The organism is Pseudomonas sp. LBUM1659 (assembly GCF_059716045.1).
Genome location: NZ_CP166797.1, coordinates 3,048,582 through 3,066,648, shown reverse-complemented (window position 1 = coordinate 3,066,648; position 18,067 = coordinate 3,048,582). Strand labels below are relative to the sequence as shown.

Annotated in this window: 16 protein-coding genes and 1 pseudogene; 10 read left to right on the top strand and 7 right to left on the bottom strand. The window is 57.3% G+C overall.

Annotation, left to right across the window (positions count from 1 at the left end; translation table 11 throughout):
* Positions 1-10 precede the first annotated feature (10 nt).
* The 4 genes from fapC (at position 11) to fapF (ending at position 4,253) form a co-directional block, all read left to right on the top strand.
* Positions 11-1,399 (top strand): amyloid-like fimbrin subunit FapC, encoded by a 1,389-nt coding sequence (gene fapC, locus ACA048_RS13815; protein ID WP_497629626.1) that lies wholly within the window; start codon positions 11-13, stop codon positions 1,397-1,399.
* A 62-nt stretch (positions 1,400-1,461) separates the two neighbouring features.
* Positions 1,462-2,142: a fibril amyloid maturation endopeptidase FapD gene (gene fapD, locus ACA048_RS13810; protein WP_497629625.1), complete on the top strand. Its 681-nt coding sequence runs from the start codon at positions 1,462-1,464 to the stop codon at positions 2,140-2,142.
* A 32-nt stretch (positions 2,143-2,174) separates the two neighbouring features.
* Positions 2,175-2,924, top strand: coding sequence for a fibril amyloid subunit FapE (fapE, locus tag ACA048_RS13805; RefSeq protein ID WP_497629624.1), 750 nt, complete (start codon positions 2,175-2,177; stop codon positions 2,922-2,924).
* A gap of 48 nt (positions 2,925-2,972) precedes the next feature.
* Positions 2,973-4,253, top strand: a complete 1,281-nt coding sequence (fapF, locus tag ACA048_RS13800) for a fibril amyloid transporter FapF (protein WP_497629623.1) — start codon at positions 2,973-2,975, stop codon at positions 4,251-4,253.
* A 79-nt stretch (positions 4,254-4,332) separates the two neighbouring features.
* Here the strand turns inward: fapF and ACA048_RS13795 are convergent, their stop codons facing one another.
* On the bottom strand, positions 4,333-5,658 hold the full coding sequence (locus tag ACA048_RS13795) for a sigma-54 dependent transcriptional regulator (RefSeq protein ID WP_497629622.1): 1,326 nt from the start codon (positions 5,656-5,658) through the stop codon (positions 4,333-4,335).
* A gap of 343 nt (positions 5,659-6,001) precedes the next feature.
* Here ACA048_RS13795 and ACA048_RS13790 point away from each other — a divergent pair, with 343 nt between their 5' ends.
* The 3 genes from ACA048_RS13790 (at position 6,002) to nhaB (ending at position 9,410) form a co-directional block, all read left to right on the top strand.
* A complete protein-coding gene (locus ACA048_RS13790; RefSeq protein ID WP_497629621.1) occupies positions 6,002-6,268 on the top strand; it encodes a DUF1652 domain-containing protein in 267 nt (88 codons plus the stop codon).
* A gap of 272 nt (positions 6,269-6,540) precedes the next feature.
* Positions 6,541-7,830, top strand: a complete 1,290-nt coding sequence (locus ACA048_RS13785) for an NHL repeat-containing protein (protein WP_497629619.1) — start codon at positions 6,541-6,543, stop codon at positions 7,828-7,830.
* Positions 7,831-7,907: 77 nt separating this feature from the next.
* Positions 7,908-9,410, top strand: coding sequence for a sodium/proton antiporter NhaB (gene nhaB, locus ACA048_RS13780; protein WP_497629618.1), 1,503 nt, complete (start codon positions 7,908-7,910; stop codon positions 9,408-9,410).
* Between the two features lie 126 nt (positions 9,411-9,536).
* Here nhaB and ACA048_RS13775 read toward each other — a convergent pair whose 3' ends face one another.
* The 3 genes from ACA048_RS13775 to gnd are packed head-to-tail and all read right to left on the bottom strand — an operon-like array spanning position 9,537 to position 12,864.
* Positions 9,537-10,367: an HAD family hydrolase gene (locus tag ACA048_RS13775; RefSeq protein WP_497629616.1), complete on the bottom strand. Its 831-nt coding sequence runs from the start codon at positions 10,365-10,367 to the stop codon at positions 9,537-9,539.
* Positions 10,364-11,887, bottom strand: coding sequence for a glucose-6-phosphate dehydrogenase (zwf, locus tag ACA048_RS13770; RefSeq protein ID WP_497629615.1), 1,524 nt, complete (start codon positions 11,885-11,887; stop codon positions 10,364-10,366). Before zwf ends, ACA048_RS13775 begins: the two co-directional genes overlap by 4 nt.
* Positions 11,884-12,864 carry a phosphogluconate dehydrogenase (NAD(+)-dependent, decarboxylating) gene (gene gnd, locus ACA048_RS13765; RefSeq protein WP_497629614.1) on the bottom strand — a complete coding sequence of 327 codons (981 nt, stop codon included), beginning with the start codon at positions 12,862-12,864 and terminating at the stop codon, positions 11,884-11,886. The genes zwf and gnd overlap by 4 nt, the downstream gene beginning before the upstream one ends.
* Before the next feature lie 270 nt (positions 12,865-13,134).
* On the opposite strand from gnd, the gene ACA048_RS13760 reads away from it, so the two are divergent.
* From ACA048_RS13760 to ACA048_RS13750, 3 genes and pseudogenes are all read left to right on the top strand, one after another.
* Entirely contained in the window at positions 13,135-13,317 is a 183-nt protein-coding gene (locus ACA048_RS13760; protein ID WP_497629613.1) for a DUF6026 family protein, read from the top strand.
* 195 nt (positions 13,318-13,512) lie between these two features.
* A pseudogene (locus ACA048_RS13755) lies at positions 13,513-15,250 on the top strand (phosphoethanolamine transferase CptA).
* Positions 15,251-15,442: 192 nt separating this feature from the next.
* Positions 15,443-15,652, top strand: coding sequence for a hypothetical protein (locus tag ACA048_RS13750; protein ID WP_497629612.1), 210 nt, complete (start codon positions 15,443-15,445; stop codon positions 15,650-15,652).
* Positions 15,653-15,716: 64 nt separating this feature from the next.
* Here the strand turns inward: ACA048_RS13750 and ACA048_RS13745 are convergent, their stop codons facing one another.
* The 3 genes from ACA048_RS13745 to zapE all read right to left on the bottom strand — a co-directional run bounded on the left by ACA048_RS13745 (position 15,717) and on the right by zapE (position 18,027).
* Entirely contained in the window at positions 15,717-16,214 is a 498-nt protein-coding gene (locus ACA048_RS13745) for a GNAT family N-acetyltransferase (protein WP_497629611.1), read from the bottom strand.
* Positions 16,215-16,308: 94 nt separating this feature from the next.
* On the bottom strand, positions 16,309-16,890 hold the full coding sequence (locus ACA048_RS13740; RefSeq protein ID WP_497629610.1) for a DinB family protein: 582 nt from the start codon (positions 16,888-16,890) through the stop codon (positions 16,309-16,311).
* An 18-nt stretch (positions 16,891-16,908) separates the two neighbouring features.
* Positions 16,909-18,027: a cell division protein ZapE gene (gene zapE / locus ACA048_RS13735; RefSeq protein ID WP_497629609.1), complete on the bottom strand. Its 1,119-nt coding sequence runs from the start codon at positions 18,025-18,027 to the stop codon at positions 16,909-16,911.
* Positions 18,028-18,067 lie beyond the last annotated feature (40 nt).

Below are 18,067 nucleotides of genomic sequence, written 5' to 3'. Positions count from 1 at the left end.
GAGAATCACCATGAAACCTTCAATGGCAATCAAGCCTCTGGTTTTCGCAATTGCTGCGGTCATGGCTGTTGCTGTACAAGCTGCCCCGCGAAACCATGACCACCATAATGACGACAACGACAACAATGGTGGCCAACATAACAACCAACCCCCTCGTCCACAAATGATCCCTATCAGCGCGACTGCAAATGCAAACGATAGGCAACGAAGTACCGACAACAGCATCCGCAACGAAGGGACAATTAACTCAGCCGAGATGAGTAGTTCTGGCGATGGCACTAGCGGCAACGTCGGCGTCAACGTGGCTGCAGGCGCTGGCAACCAACAAGACAACGCAGCCGCCATCGCAAACGCTGCCTCCGACTCCAGTCTCGACAACAGCTTCGTGTTCGGCACTTCCAATGCCAGCGCTAGCGTCAGGCAATTCAGCAACGGTAACACGGTCAACAACTTCGGCAGCACAAATACTGCCACGATGAGCGGATCGGGCAATAGCGGCAGCGGCAATATGGGTATCAATATTGCCGGTGGCGACCTTAACCAACAGAAAAACACCATGGCAATCGCCAACTCCAACGCACCGTTGGGTAACGCAACAGCCACCGCTTCTGCCGATCAAAACGGTCCTGGCCTGGTAGTGAACAACTACGCTGATCGCACAACTGAGCTGACTACGCTGACGTTTACCACATCGTCCAGCGGTAGTGCCAATTACGATAAAGCTTCCACTTTGAGCGTTGATAAGAGCGCTTCTTCGAGCTTTGCTGTAAACAGTGCCAAGAGTTCCGCTTCGGCACGTTCCAGCAGCTTTGATGTGAGCGGTTCCAAAAGTGTGGATGTGAGCGGTTCCAGGAGCAAAGAATCGAGCTCTGCTTCGAGTTCTACTTTGAATGCTTCGTTGAACGCTACCTTGGCCGCCGCCGCGGATGCCTCTCATTCCACTACTTGGACTAATGGCAATCACGAACGCACCCGCAGCGAATCTGCCGACGCATCTCTGAACGCATCGCTCGACGCAACGCTTGACGTATCGGTCGACAAAACGCACGACAAATCGAGCTCCTCGTCGTTCCAAAAAGCGTTTGATGCTTCGTTTGCAAAATCGGGCAGTAAATCGTACGAAAAATCGGCCAGTTCATCGTCCGAAAAATCGGGCAGTAAATCGTCCGAGTCTGCGAAAGACGTAGCGAAAGCTTACTCCGAAAGCAGTTCATTTGATTTGAGTAACACATACTCCTATCAAGTGCTGACTCCAACTGGCTGGGCAAACCCTGTGACCAACACTGCAACCCTGAGCGGTTCGGTGAATGGCGGCAGTGGCAACCTGGGCGTCAACGTGGCTGCTGGTGCGGGTAACCAACAAAGCAACTCGCTGGCCATTTCCAACCAATCGTTTTAATGGCTGTCTCTGGAGGCCCCCTTATGGGGGCCTTTTTAAACACAACCAGAAGGCGTTCTACCATGCGCATTATTGCCTTGGCATTTTTGCTTTGCGTGGCCAGTGTGAGCGAGGCTGCACAAATGCCGCTTTCCGTTCTGCCGGGCGGCGCGTTGGTGTACAAGCCGATCCAGAGCATCCGCGAGCGTAAATTTGCCGACCTGGTGAAACAGAAAACCGATTTCAGTTGCGGCGCAGCTTCGCTGGCGACCATTTTGCGCCAGGCCTATTGGCTGGACGTGAGTGAAGACCAGGTCATCGAAGGCATGTTGGAACACTCCGATCAAGATCTCGTCCGCGTCCAGGGCTTCTCCATGCTCGACATGAAGCGTTACGTGGAAAGTATCGGCATGCGGGCCCGCGGCTACCGGGTAGCGACGGAAACGTTGAGCGAAATCAAAATTCCGGTTGTGGTACTCATGGATATCCGTGGTTACAAACATTTTGTGGTCATGCAAAAAGTCCATGACGGCTGGGTATATATCGGAGATCCGGTACTCGGTCATAAACGTTACAAAGTCGACGACTTTGTCAAAGGCTGGAACGGCATCATCTTTGCCGTCATTGGCCAGGGCTACGACAAAACCAATGCGTTGCTCGATCCGCCTCTGCCACTGACCGCCAAAAACCGCATCAACACCTTCAACCCGGTGCAAGACGCGGAATTGATGGATTTCGGATTCATTCAAAGCGACTTCTTCTAATAACAAGGAGCACGACGCTCCGGGAGCATCCAATGAAGACTCCAATCTGGCTGGCCGTGGTTTGCCTGGCCGCCAGCCTGCCCACCCAGGCACAGACATTCAAACCCATTGAACTGAACGATCAGGAATTGGCGGCCCTGCGAGGCCGCTATGTCATGCCGGGACGGATCATCAGTTTTGGCATTGCCATGACCAGCACCTGGCAAAATGCCAACGGTCAAGTGATCGGGGCAACTTCCTCGATGCAAATTCAACAATCGACCATCAAGCCACAGTTCTATGTGTCGATGATCGACGAAAAAGGTAACGGCTCAGCGACTTCGCAAGGCACCGGAACCGGAACCGGTACCGTCACTGGCGGCAGCGGCCTCAACAGCATCGAAGGCGTCACTCAAGTCGTGCGTGCTGCCGGCGACAATAACACTGCCTACAACAACGTTGACATTAACGTCACAAAGGCTAACCAAGCGCCAGCAACGCAACAGCAGGGCCGGGCATTGGCCGCAGGCTCGACGTTGGTAGGCGCCAATGGCGCGGGTTCGCTGAGCGTTTCTTCGACCGGTACAGGTGTACAACTCAACATCGTGGCCAACAACAACCAGGGCAGTACCGTACAACGCCTGGCCCAGGGTGGACTGATGCAGAACACAACTTTGCTCGGCGGTGGAAACCAGGTCCGCAACCTCACGTCCCTCAATGTCGTGCTGCGTGACGTGCCGACAGCCGGTTCGGTGAACGGCAACCTGGACCAGCTCAAAGGTATTCGCGCTCTCGGATTCTGATCTAAGCTGAGTCTCACCAGATGGAGTGTCAGAAGGGACGGCTAACCCATGCACCGATCGTTAACGTTCAGAGTTATCGTTTGTTTGAGTAGCCTGGCCCCGGCCACACTGCTATACGCAGCAGCGGACCCCCAGGTCGAAGCTCTAAAACAAGAACTCATGGAGTTGAAGCAGCGTTACGAAGCACAACAGAAAGCGCTGATGGTACTCGAGCAACGCGTTCGCCAAGTCGAAGAATCACCTGCGACACCCGCGCCCCAACGCCTGACCAAATCCCCTGCTGAAACGACCAAGGGTGGCCAGACTGTGGCCTCAGGTGCGCCGGGAACCACAGGCAGTTCATACGGCCAATCGCTCCAGGATGACTCGCAACCGGCACAAAGCGTTTCCAACCTGTATGACGAAGCCAGCGGCTTCTTCGGTGGCGGCAAGTTCAGTGTCGAAACTGGCCTGACCTACACCCACTTCGATACCCGTGCACTGGTGCTCAACGGCTTCCTGGCACTGGACTCGATTTTTCTCGGCAACATCAACCTCGACCGTATCAAGGCCGACAACTGGACCTTGGACCTGACTGCCCGCTACAACGTGGCACAACGCTGGCAGTTCGACGTTAACGTCCCCGTGATTTATCGCGAATCTACGTATTCCTCCGGTGGTGCCGGTGGCGCAGGCCCGGTGTCGTCGGACGCAACCGTTACCCGCGACCCGACCATCGGCGATGTGAACTTTGGCGTTGCTTACAAGTTTCTGGACGAAACCGCCACTCTGCCCGACTCGGTCTTTACACTGCGCGTCAAGGCGCCGACCGGTGATGACCCTTACGGCATCAAGCTGGTCAATGACCCGAACAACGATAACCTCTCGGTACCCGAGGACTTGCCTACCGGCAACGGTGTCTGGTCGATCACCCCGGGTATCTCGCTGGTCAAGACCTTCGACCCGGCCGTGCTGTTCGGCAGCCTGGCCTACACCTACAACATGGAACAGTCTTTCAGCGACATCAGCCCTCAGGTCAACTCCAAGGTGCCCGGGGACGTGAAACTGGGCGATTCCTGGCAGGTCGGCGCCGGCATTGCATTCGCCTTGAACGAGAAGATGAGTATGTCGTTCTCGTTCACCGATCAGTTCGCACGCAAGAGCAAGATCAAACCGGACGGTGGCGATTGGCAATCCATCACCAACAGCGATTACAACTCGGCCAACTTCAACATCGGCATGACCCTGGCAGCAACCAATAACCTGACGATCGTTCCTAACCTGGCCCTCGGCCTGACCGACGACTCGCCAGACTTTTCCTTCAGCCTGAAATTCCCGTACTACTTCTAATTGGCACCCACAAAAAAACCGCTTTTCCGCGGTTTTTTTTTGTTGATGGCTGTTAGTTTTCAGAGCGTTAATTTGGACCTCAACGTATCTGATGCTTGTGCAACAAACGGTAGAAGGTAGGCCTGGATATCCCCAGTACTTTGGCGGCGATGCTCAAATTATCGCTGTGGCGGTTCAGTACATCGCTTAAGGCCTGGCGCTCTGCCCGGTCCTTGTAGTTCTCCAACGTGCCCATCGGCGCGGTAGCGGTCTGCTGACTGATCAACCCCAAGTCTCGCGCCTCGATCTGCCGACCTTCGGCCAACACCAGCCCGCGCCGTACCCGGTTAGCCAACTCGCGCACATTGCCCGGCCAGTCATGCTTGCCCATGGCAATCAGCGCGTCATCGCTGAAACTGCGAGGACGGCGGCCGGTTTCATGGCTGTAGAAGTGGGAAAAGTGGTTGGCCAGCATCGATAAGTCGGCATGGCGCTCACGCAATGGGGCGGTGACGACTTGCAGTACGTTCAGGCGGTAGTACAAATCTTCGCGAAAGCGGTTCTTCTCGATCATGGCTTCAAGGTCTACGTGAGTCGCCGCCAATACCCGCACATCCACCGGAATCGGCTCGCCGCCACCGACACGCTCGATGTGTTTTTCCTGTAGGAAGCGCAGCAAATGGGCTTGCAGCTCCAAGGGTAAGTCACCGATCTCATCGAGAAACAGTGTGCCGCCATTGGCCGCTTCGATCCGTCCGACCTTGCGTTGATGGGCGCCAGTGAAGGCCCCCTTCTCATGGCCAAACAGCTCTGACTGAATCAGGTGTTCGGGAATCGCACCGCAATTGATCGCCACAAAAGGTTTGCTGTGGCGCTGGGACTGACGGTGTAGGGTGCGGGCCACCAATTCCTTACCGGTACCGCTTTCACCACGAATCAATACTGGAGACTCGGTGGGCGCCAGCTTGCTCAGCAATTTGCGCAGTTCACGAATCGGCTTGCTGTCGCCTAGTAGCTCGTGATCATTCTGATTGATGTGAATCGTACCCTGCCCGCGCAGGCGCGCCATGCCGAACGCCCGCCCCAGCGTGACTTGAACCCGGGAGACGTCAAACGGCAAGGTATGGAAGTCGAAAAACCATTCACAAACGAAATCCCCGACATTCTGCAAGCGCAGCACTTCCTGATTGAGTACAGCGATCCACTCGGTGCCACTGCGACTGATCAGCTCTTTGACAGGTTCGGGGTGCTCCAGATGATAGGGTTGTAAACGCAACAGACCAACGTCGCAGAGTCGATCGGTAGCGTTCTCCAGGGAACAGCTATCAACATCCCACCCAACAGAGCGCAAACCCGGTACTAGACGATGGCAGTCGTCACAGGGGTCTACTACTAATAGACGTCGTAACGCGGGCGCTTCGATCATGGACTGTTCCTTGACGCCAAATTATAGGAAATATTTGTAAAAACAGCCATTTGCCGGACCTGGTTGTAACATTAGCAAGAATTTGACAGGCCCTTGTATCGATTGACTATAGGGGCGCTACTTGATTAGTTATAAGAATGTTTTTTGTGAATTACCTGACGATTCGTATCCTTCGCTCAGCTTTCAAAAGATGCCCTGCATTGAGTATTTGAAGGAAAGTTGAAATTTCTTTTGATTGTGTGTGACCTGACCCACTGTTGGGGGCATCAGTACAAGTAACCAGCCGAACGGTAAGCCCAACCGACGGCATATCACTTGATTGGGCACACAGAGAGAAGACGCCATGACCGCCCCGCTCCGTATCAACGAAGCTCTTTTGATTGCCGACCGCGCGTTCCAACCTTTCCAATGCGTCGCCTGGGCTCCACAAGATGGCAACGGCGAGCTCTGCATCACCGTCATTGACCGCACTGAAACCCGTATTAGCCGTACCCACATCCCAAGCAGCGCCTATACCGATCCTGCACAACTCGAACACCTGCTGCAGCAGGCCCGCGCCGAGTTGAGCCAAGAAGGTTATAAGCTGCAATCGTGGTCCATGCCGCAGTAAGGGATTTGCGGATTACTTCAACGTAGTCCGCCCCTTCGCCTTCTATCCAGCTGGCTGTTTTAACAGTAACAGCGCACCCATACTCCAACTTTGCCGTATCGAATTACTTGGCAGGCTTGTCAGTGGTTCGAAAAGACACTGTTCTGGCACACAGTGACCCTCCGTCTGTTAGTTATGACAGTTGTGTGATCGTTGATTCAGGGATTGAATGTTTAGCAGGCAGTTGCCCGCCCGTCCCTCGGGTTTCGTTCAGCTCGCAAGGAGATGCGCGCATGCCACACCAGACGGGTTTTGCCCTACCTGCATCGCGGTACACAGCTGGCGACCTGGATCACAGTTTCGCCTGCAGTGGCAAAACCCAAGTGTATTTCGCCAGTAGCACTTCAAGCCTCGCCAACAGCGTGGAGATTGACCCCAATGGTCGCGTGCTGGTGGCGGCGACCGTCGGCATGCCGAATGGCAGCTGCTTTGGCCTCGCTCGATTACTGGAAGACGGCTCGGCGGACCTCGCATTTGGCACTAACGGCAGTGTTATAGGGCAGTTCCAGCGCGGTCACGAGGCAATGGCAGGCAAAGTCCACGTTCTCGCCAACGGGTACATTCTAGTGGCCGGCCTGCACTATGAAAGCGCTCACCGAACGCTGCCAGCACTGGCGCTGTTTGATTCGCAAGGCCACCCCGTCGAACACTTCGCTGACAACGGGCTCTGCGTCGTACGCCTGCCGGGGAACCTGTCCCTGGGCATGCGCAATCTCTGGCTCCCCCCTGGCGTTCCAGGGGCCGAAGCCTGCGACGTACAGGTCCAGACTGACGGCCGAATCCTGCTGCTGGCCAACCACCATTTCGAACTGGCCGATCATGTCGGCCTGCTGATCCGCCTCACCTGCGAGGGCGAGCTGGACACTTCCTTCAATGGCCGCGGTTTTGTGATTGTCAGACATTTACTGATGAACTCCTGGCTCAGCAGCCTGATGGTGCAACGCGATGGTCGCATCATGGTGGGGGGATCGGTCAATTTCCCCGAAGAAGGCTTGCTGGCCCGCTACCTCCCCGACGGCCGTCTGGATGAGTCCTTCGCCGTGGATGGTTTTATGACGTTCAGGGCTGCGGAGCGCGGCGCTCAGGTCAGCCAGATCATTGAGCAGGACAATGGCGACTTGCAGTGTCTTGGCAGCAGTCGAGATCCAATGAACTGCCTCGCCTTGAAAATACACAGCAATGGTCGCCCGGACATTCATTGCAACGGCGGCCAGCCTCAGTTACTGAATGTTGGCCGCAGCGGCTGCCTGTGGACTGCCGCCCGGCGCCAGTCAGAGGGTCGCGTGTTGGCGGTTGGCGCCACCCTCGGCGGGATCGAAGCCGATTTTCTGTTAGCCCGCTATTTACCCGGCGGGCAGCTCGACCCCGGTTTTGCCGAAGGCACCTGCTGGGTTCGCACACGACTGGGCCCCCACCTGGACACCGCGACATCTGTGGCCATTCAGGCTGACGGAAGAATTGTCGTGGGCGGTCATTCACTGGATGGCAACTACAAGGCCGTTGTAGTGCGCTATCTCGGCTAGGCGGGATCGCTTTCCCGCGCTTGATATTCCAATCTTGTTACGGCAAGTTGCGCGCTTCTTAAAACAAGGAGTAGCCGATGTCCGGTTCAATGGCCCAGGCGTTCGCGCATAACTTTCTCGGCCACTCACCTCGCTGGTACAAGGCGAGCATTCTCGGTTTCCTGATTCTCAACGCACTGGTGCTGTGGACGGTCGGTCCGGTCGCAGCCGGTTGGTTACTGGTGCTGGAATTCATTTTCACCCTGGCCATGGCGCTCAAGTGTTATCCGCTGATGCCCGGCGGGCTGCTGCTGATCGAAGCACTGCTGCTGCAAATGACCACACCGCAGGCGCTGTATGACGAACTGCTGCACAACTTTCCGGTCATCCTGCTACTGATGTTCATGGTGGCCGGTATCTACTTCATGAAAGACCTGTTGCTGTTCCTGTTTTCGCGCTTGCTGCTGGGTGTTCGTTCCAAGGCGCTGCTGGCGCTGATGTTCTGCTTCCTCTCGGCATTCCTGTCGGCCTTCCTGGATGCCTTGACCGTAACTGCGGTGATTATCAGTGCGGCCGTAGGTTTTTATTCGGTCTATCACCGCGTCGCCTCGGGTAATGATCCACGCCAGGACAGCGAGTACAGCGATGACCGCAATTTGCCCACCCTTCACCATGAAGACCTCGAACAGTTCCGCGCCTTCTTGCGTAGCCTGTTGATGCACGGTGCCGTAGGCACGGCATTAGGCGGGGCGTGCACGCTGGTGGGTGAGCCGCAGAACCTGCTGATCGGCCATGAGATGGGCTGGCATTTCGCCGAATTTTTTTTGAAGGTTGCACCGGTTTCGCTGCCGGTGCTGGTCGCCGGCCTGGTGACCTGCGTGCTGCTGGAGAAACTGCGTTGGTTCGGTTACGGCACCCTGTTGCCGGACAACGTGCGAGGGGTGCTCGCCAACTATGCCGCCGAGGATAACGCCGAACGCACCGTACGCCAGCGCGCCGCCTTGTTGGTGCAAGGCGCCGCGGCGTTGATCCTGATTGCAGGGTTGGCGTTTCACATCGCGGAAGTGGGCCTGATCGGGTTGATGGTGATTGTGTTGATCACCGCGTTCACCGGCATCACCGACGAGCACCGTATCGGCAACGCCTTTAAGGACGCCATGCCATTCACCGCATTACTGGTGGTGTTTTTTGCGGTGGTGGCGGTGATTCACGACCAACAATTGTTCACTCCGCTGATTCAGTGGGTATTGACGCTGCCGGCCAATCAGCAACCGGGCATGCTGTTCATTGCCAACGGCTTGCTGTCCGCCATCAGCGACAACGTATTTGTGGCGACCATTTACATTACTGAAGTGAAACAGGCGTTCATCGCCGGCCATATGACCCGCGAACACTTCGAGACGCTGGCCATTGCAATCAACACCGGGACTAACCTGCCAAGCGTGGCGACGCCTAATGGCCAGGCCGCGTTTCTGTTTCTGCTGACCTCGGCGATTGCTCCACTGATTCGCCTGTCATACGGGAAGATGGTCTGGATGGCGTTGCCGTATACAGTGGTGATGGGTGGATTGGGCTGGTATGCCGTGAGCTACTGGCTATAAAACAGACCAAAAACTGTAGGAGTGAGCCTGCTCCGGGCGGCGTTCCGACGATAGCGGTCTGACATTCAACAATGAGGTTGACTGGTATGGCCTCATCGCGAGCAGGCTCACTCCTACAAGGGGGATTTATGTGGGTTGGCGAGGGAGGATATAGCGCTCAATCGCCTGGGCCGCACCGTCTTCGGTGTTGGCACCAGTCACCACGTCAGCCTGACGCTTGACCGCCTCTTCCGCCTGCCCCATGGCAATCGACAGTCCGGCGCGATGAAACATCGCCGGGTCATTACCACCATCGCCCAGCGCGGCGGTTTGTTTCAGCGGCACCCCGAGATACTGGGCCAGTGTCACCAACGCCGCGCCCTTGTTCGCCTGCATTGCGGTCACGTCCAGATACACCGGCTGTGAACGCGAGACTTGGGCCTGGCCTTCGACCTTGGGTAGCAATTGCGCTTCCAGTTCGATCAGCAGCCCGGTGTTGTTGCTGGCCGCGACAACCTTGTCGATGCGCTCCAGATACGGTTCGAAGCTTTCCACCACCACGGGCGGATACCCCAGGCCATGCTGCTCTCGGGGAACCATGGGGCCGCTGGCATCCTTCAACAGCCAGTCACCACCGCTGAACACCCAGACTTCGATGTCCGGGAGGTCGGCGAACTGCGTCAGGGTGGTGAGCGCTGCCGTCGCCGGCAAGTAATGGGCAACCAGCAAGCTGCCATCCGGATTGACGATCGTGCCGCCATTAAACGCCGCCGTCGGCAAATCGACGCCTAAAGCTTCAATCTGCTGCAACATCGCTTTGGGTGGGCGACCGGTGGCCAGGCTGAACAGCACGCCCGCCTCGCGCAACGAACGGACCGCGGCAATGGTGCGCTGACTGAGCGTGTGGTCGGGCAGCAGCAATGTGCCGTCCATGTCACTGAGCAGAAAACGGATGGGCTGCGGCGTTAGGTCCGTCACCCGACGCTGTGCCAGACACGACCGTCACGGGCCAGCAGTTCATCGCCGTCGGTCGGGCCGTCCTCTCCTGCCGCGTATTGCTGAACCGTCGCGTCCTGCTGCCACGCATCGAGGAACGGCTGCACGGCGCGCCAGCCGTTCTCGATGTTGTCGGCGCGCTGGAACAGCGTCTGATCGCCGGTCAGGCAATCGTAGATGAGCGTTTCGTAGCCGGTGGATGGCTGCATTTCGAAGAAATCCTTGTAGGCAAAACCCAGTTCGATATTGGCCATCTTCAACGCCGGGCCAGGCCGTTTGGCCAGCAGGTCGAACCACATGCCTTCGTTGGGCTGGATCTGGATCCGCAGATAGGTCGGTTGCAGCTCATCGACCTCGGTGTCACGGAACTGCGCATACGGCGCCGGTTTGAAGCAGATTACGATCTCGGTATCACGCGCGCTCATGCGTTTGCCGGTACGCAAGTAGAACGGCACACCAACCCAGCGCCAGTTGTCGATCATGACTTTGAGCGCCACGTAGGTTTCGGTCGTGCTGTCGGGCGCCACGTTATTTTCCTGGCGATACCCCGGCAACGGCTTACCGGCGACTTCACCGGCGGCATATTGACCGCGGACCGAGTTGGCTCGTGCCTCTTCGGTAGACCAGGGGCGAATGGCTCCCACCACCTTGGCTTTTTCGCCACGCACCGCATCGGCGCCAAACGCGGCCGGCGGTTCCATTGCCACCATCGCCAGTAACTGGAACAGGTGGTTGGGCACCATGTCCCGCAAGGCGCCGGTGTGTTCATAAAAACTGCCACGGGTTTCGACGCCGACAGTTTCGGCGGCGGTAATCTGCACGTGGTCGATGTAATGGTTGTTCCAGAACGCTTCGAACAAGCTGTTGGAAAACCGGCTGATCAGAATGTTCTGCACGGTTTCCTTACCCAGGTAGTGATCGATCCGGTAGATCTGGTTTTCCGTCATCACCTTGAGCAAACAGGCATTCAAGGCTTCGGCGGTTTGCAGATCGGAGCCGAACGGTTTTTCGATGACCACCCTTCTGAACGCTTCCGGCGTCTCTTGCAGCAAACCTGCCGCACCGAGCCGACGCACCACTTCGCTGAAGAAACGTGGCGCGGTCGCCAGGTAGAAGACCGCGTTGCCCGTGCCGCTGGCGGCGATTTTTGCCGCCAGCGCTTGATAAGTGCTGTCGTCCAGGAAGTCGCCCTGAACGTAGCTGATGCCTTGGGCCAGTTTGGCCCACGCCTGCGGATCAAGGGCATGATCGCCCTTGCCGACCTTGGCGGCCACTTCGCTTCGAATAAAGTCTTCGAGCTTGCGACCAAAGGCGTCATCTGTGATGGCGTTGTGGTCAACGCCGATGATCCGCAATCCATCCCCCAGCAAGCCGTCGCGACTCAGGTTGTACAGCGCCGGCATCAGCAGGCGCTTGACCAGGTCACCGTGGGCACCGAACAGGAACAACGTGGTCGGCGGTGCGGGTTCAGCCTTGGATTTATTGCGGATCAGACGGGTCATTTTTTCGTAGTCTCCACGTGGCCGCCGAAGCCGAAACGCTGGGCCGAAAGAATCTTGTCGCCAAAAGTGCCTTGCCCGCGCGAGCGGTAGCGGGAAAACAGCGAGTTCGACAGCACCGGTACGGGCACCGATTGCTCCATGGCGGCTTCGATGGTCCAGCGACCTTCACCGCTGTCAGCCACGGCGCCTGCGTAACCCTCGAGCTTCGGATCGCTGGCCAGCGCGTCGGCGGTCAGGTCGAGCAGCCAGGACGACACCACGCTGCCACGACGCCAGACTTCAGCGATGTCAGCGACGTTCAGGTCGAAACGCTGGTCTTCCGGCAGGTTGGTGCTGGCTTTGGTTTTGAGAATGTCAAAACCTTCGGCGAAGGCCTGCATCATTCCGTATTCGATGCCGTTATGGATCATCTTCACGAAATGCCCCGAACCTGCGGGGCCGGCGTGGATGTAGCCTCGTTCAGCGCGATCGTCATCGGACTTGCGGTCCTTGGTGCGTGGAATATCACCCAGGCCCGGCGCCAAGGTATCAAACAACGGATCAAGGCGTTTAACCACCTCGGCATCGCCGCCAATCATCATGCAATAGCCGCGTTCCAGGCCCCAGACGCCGCCGGAAGTCCCGACGTCAATGTAGTGCAGGCCTTTTTCCGACAAAGTTTTGGCCCGGCGGATGTCGTCTTTATAGAACGTGTTGCCGCCGTCGATGATGGTATCGCCGGCTTCGAGCAAGGTGCTCAAGGTGTCTATGGTGTCTTCGGTCGGTGCGCCAGCAGGCAGCATGATCCAGACCGCTCGCGGTTTGGCCAGGCCAGCGACCAGGGCCGGCAAGTCGGCGACGCCGGTGGCGCCTTCGGCCGTCAAGATGTCGATGAAGGCGGTATTGCGGTCGTAAACGACAGTGGTATGCCCATTGAGCATCAGGCGCCGCGCAATATTGCCGCCCATGCGGCCCAGTCCAATGATCCCGAGTTGCATGTGCTGATGCTCCCTACTACAAATAAAGTATGTCAAAGGTATAGCCCAACGTGACTCATGGGGTTAGTCCAGAGCGTTGGCACATAGTTTCCGGGCATTGTGCCCGATCCTGATTGATAACGCCGGTAATCGTGCCGAAGACACAACGACCATGAAAAATAAAAAAGTTCCCTTGGGATGAAAAAGAAATCAATATCAGCGCCGATAGTGGATCAGCACCCGCTTACAGGGGCAGTTCTACAGTTGAGTCAGCCATTTGCGAGGTGAGCAATGGGCACAGTACACGCAGCACGGCCAGCACAAACCCTTTACGTCACGATCCATCGCGACGAATTGCGCCAGTTGAAAGAAGAGCGCGATCTCTTGAAGCAGGAACTCGCGCAACTGCGCCAGCTGACTCAAGGCAATCATTCGCCACCCTTGCCCGTCACCCAACGTGCACCCCACGCCTGATTTTTACAGGTGATTCGGAGACAGCCTTCCGCTGTTTCCGACCTCGTTTTACCCCCGCGACGCCGCGCAATTCACAAATTTTTCACATTTGCTTATTGATACTGCCTCTCATTATGGCCGCTCGGTTCTCGTGTGGTTTCTGTTCGTTGACAATGGATGGCTCGACGTCGTAGTGATTTCTGGCTGGGGCGTTGCATGGCTTTGTTTAAACGCAGCAATACGTCTGCGAAAGGTTTCGATTGGGCAGGATTTCTCTGGCTATTTCTGTTCTTCTGGTATTTTTCCGGCATCACTCAATTACTTATCCAACTGACCGGCACCTCGGGCTTCACCGGGTTCCGACAGGCCTTTGTGATGAGCGCCATCTGGCTTGCGCCGATGCTGTTGTTCCCTTAAACAGACACGCGTGATGGCAGCGGTGATCGGCGTCGTGCTGTGGGCCTGCTCGATGGCCAGCCTGGGCTACTTCTTTATTTATCAGCAGGAATTTTCGCAGAGCGTCATCTTCATCATGTTCGAGTCGAACATCTCTGAAGCTGGCGAGTACATGACCCAATATTTCGCCTGGTGGATGGTCGCGGCGTTTCTCGCCCACACGCTAATCGCTTATTTCCTGTGGACTCGCTTGCGCCCGATTTACCTGCCGCGCTGGAAGGCGCTGGTGGCAGCAACGGCGATTGTGGTTGCCGTGGTCGGTTACCCACTGGTCAAACAGACAGCGCGCACCGGCAGTTTCGCTGAAGGCTTCGATAAGTTCGAAACCCGCATCGAGCCCGCCGTGCCTTGGCAGATGGCTGTGGCTTACCACCGTTATCTCCAAACCCTGGCGGGGATGCAGGACATGCTGCACAGCGCGAGCAAGATTCCTCCGCTGAAAAACCTGACGGATACGATGGCCAACCAGCCGGCGACCCTGGTGCTGGTAATCGGCGAGTCCACTAACCGTCAGCGCATGAGCCTCTATGGTTACCCGCGTCAAACCACGCCGGAACTGGACAAACTCAAGGATCAACTGGCGGTCTTCGACAACGTCATCACCCCCCGCCCTTACACCATCGAGGCGTTGCAGCAGGTGTTGACCTTCGCTGACGAAGAAAATCCGGACCTTTACCTGTCCACGCCGTCGCTGGTAAGCATGATGAAACAGGCGGGTTACAAGACGTTCTGGATCACCAACCAGCAGACCATGACCAAGCGCAACACCATGCTGACGACCTTCTCCGAGCAGGCCGACGAGCAGGTGTACCTGAACAACAACCGTAACCAGAACGCCGCCCAGTACGACGGCGACGTGATCGAGCCGTTCAACAAGGCTTTGGCCGATGCGGCGCCGCGCAAGTTGATCGTTGTGCATTTGCTCGGCACGCACATGAGCTATCAGTACCGTTATCCACCGACGTTCGACAAGTTCAAGGACCGTAAAGGCGTACCGGATGGCGTGCGCGACGACCAGGTGCCAACGTACAACAGCTATGACAACGCCGTGCTGTACAACGACTTCGTGGTATCGAGCCTGATCAAGGACTACGCCAAGTCCGATCCGAACGGCTTCCTGCTGTACCTCTCCGACCATGGCGAAGATGTGTTCGACTCCGTCGGTCACACGACCCTTGGGCGTAACGAGAACAAGCCGACCGCGCCGATGTACACCATTCCCTTCATGGCCTGGGCTTCGCCAAAATGGCGTGAAAACCATGACTGGAGTTTTGCCGCAGACCTGAGCCGGCCTTACAGCAGCTCGCAGCTGATTCATACCTGGGCTGATCTGGCCGGTTTGAATGCTGATGAACTGGACCGCAGCAAGAGCCTGGTCAGCACCAGCTTCAAGCCGCGCCCATTGATGATCGGCAACCCGTATGAGCGTGAAGCGCGTCCGCTGATCGACTTCAGCCTGATGAAGCCGAAAACCGATCCGGCAGTTGTTCAAAAGTAGATTCATTCAGGGGCCGTTTTCGGCCCCTTTTGCTATATCCCTGCGCAACACTTCCCCGCTACGCACCGTCAAGTTGAGCCTGGACTGGAGGCTCTAACATGATCATTCCCATTTGAGCAAATCGGCGGATAATGTCATTTCGACATTGGTTCACGGACGAAAGGCCCCCGCTACACGTAATGGGAGACACCCATGAAACGTACAACCCTGATCCTCGCCAGCCTGTTGGTGTTCAGTTCAGCCACAGCCTTTGCAGAACATGGTGGCGAACGCATGCGGTACTACTACGAGCGTTTGCATCTAGCCCAACAGAAGGCTAATGGTTTCGAGATCAAAAACATCGAACTGCCAGTACCCAGCGATCCGACCGCACAAATGACCGAGTCCTATAAACCGAAGTAATTCAAGCCAGCCGGGCGTCCTGACGGGCGCCTTTTTTATGCCTGATCGAAACATTCATGCGCGCTTAAAGACTCTTGGTCCAGAACAGCATGCGGCCATGGGCCGGGTCGAACATGCCAGCGGCAAAACCAAACTTGCTGTAAGAGGCTTGCGCGACCGCATTGCCTTCGAGGACTTCCAGGGTGATCTTGCAGCAGCCACGCTGACGGGCAATGTCTTCAACTTTTTGCAGCATCTTTTGGCTCAGCCCCAGGCCGCGAAACTGCGGCACCACCGACACGTCATGCACGTTGACCAGCGGCCGGCAGGCAAAAGTCGAAAAACCTTCGAAGCAATTGACCAGCCCGGCCGGCGCGCCGTCGACAAAGGCCAACACACTGAAGGCGTGGGGACGTTTGGCCAGCTCCCCCGGCAATTGCAGCAGAATATCCTCGGGCAACGCATGCCCGCCGCCCATCGGGTCTTGCGCATAGGCATTGAGCACCACGCCAATCGCCTCGGCGTGCACCGGGTTGGTGTAGCTGGCCTGAAGTACAAGAATGTCTGCGGATTCCCTTCCCATCGTTGCTATCCCATCGTGGTCCCGGCGCGTCGCTCGCGCCGCAAAGTCGAAGGACATTATCGTGAGTCGCCATCGCCGACAACCTGATCCTGCCTCAAACACCCCAGATCAGCGTCTCGGTCCATCCCAACTCGGCAAAATCCGCCGCCCTCAGACCCGACTCACCGGCGCAGAAAAACTCGTCCAGTTGCGGCGGTGCGACCGAGGTGCCGCTGAGCATGGCGTGGACCTGGCCGCGATGATGAAGCTGGTGTTCGAACAGATGGGACAGCAGGCGTAAACGGCTGTCGTGTTGCGGTGTGTCCCGGGCGATGGTCACGATTCGCCCGAGGTCGGCGTCGCGCAACTGCTCGCAATAAGCGATCAATCGATTGTCCACCAGTGATTGCTCGCGCTTGAGATCAGTGCCGACGGTGAACGGCTGGTCTTTTTTGAAGAATACGTAGCAATCGGGATGCGGATCGTCGCCGCGCAACTCGCGCTCCAGCGCATCCACGTAAAACCAGTCGCAGGTCAGGATGTGATTAAGGGTGGCGATCAGGCTGGGAAAGAAGCTGACGCGTGGTGCTGACAGTTCGGCCGGACTCAACTGGCTCCAGGCCTTGGCGAGTCGGTCATTGGCCCAGGCGTTCTGATAAGCCATGGTCAGCAAATGATGAGACAGGGGCTGATTCATGTTCGCGGCTCCCGGAAACTAGGCTTCAGCGAAACGTTGCAGCTGCATTTCCTGTAAACGGCTTAATGTACGGCGGAACGGGAATTCCAGGTAACCCTCGGTGTACAAGGCCTCCATCGGCACTTGCGCCTCGAGGTACAGCGGCACTTTACGGTCGTAGCACTCGTCCACTAGCGCGATGAAACGCCGCACGCCATCGTCGTGCACCGACAGTTGCGGCAGCTCGCGGTCTCCCGCAACGACGTGTTCGGCAGCGTCTTCGGTGCCTCGGGCAATGCGCCCTTCACGTTTTTGTGCGCTGAGGTTTGGCACCTCACTCAATAGAATAGCGCTGTAGGTGTCGCACAGGGCCATGAAGTCCAGGGCCGAAAAGGGTTGCTCGCACAGGTCGGCATAACGACACCACAGCACGCTATTGCTGGCCTGCACGGTATTGACTTGACGGTAGCCGACCGTGACCGGCTTGCTGGACGCGGACTGGCCGACGGTCAGCGCCTTGAACACGTCGCCGAGCGCGTCGGGATGCGCGGCATCGCTCACCCAGTAACGCTGCAACGCAGCACCCGGGTGCAGACGGTGGTCTTCGCTGCCCTCCACGGCGATCACCTGCATATGCTGCTTGATTGCCTCGATGGCGGGCACAAAGCGGTCGCGATTGAAGCCATCGGCGTAGAGCTGATCCGGCGGCTGGTTGGAGGTACACACCACCACCACGCCTTGCTCGAACATCACCTGAAACAAGCGCCCGAGAATGATCGCGTCACCGATGTCGTTGACGAACAGCTCGTCAAAACACAGCACGCGCACTTCCTCGCTCAACTCCCGCGCCAACGCCTTCAACGGGTCGGCGGTGCCGGTCAGTTGAAACGAGCGCTGGTGCACCCAGCCCATGAAATGGTGGAAATGTTGACGTCGGGCCGGCACGCGCAGGGTTTGGTAGAACTGATCCATCAACCAGGTCTTGCCTCGCCCGACCGGTCCCCACAGGTAAACGCCCGTGACCGGCGTTCGACCTTCATGCAAGGCTTCGTGGCATTTTTGCAGCGCCCACACGGCGTGCTCCTGGGCTTCGTCCTGGACGAAGCCCTTATGCTCGATGGCGTGTTGCCAGGCGCTTAATGGGGAGTCGACATTCATGCGCGGGAGTATGCCATGCCGCTGGGTGACAGCGAGACGT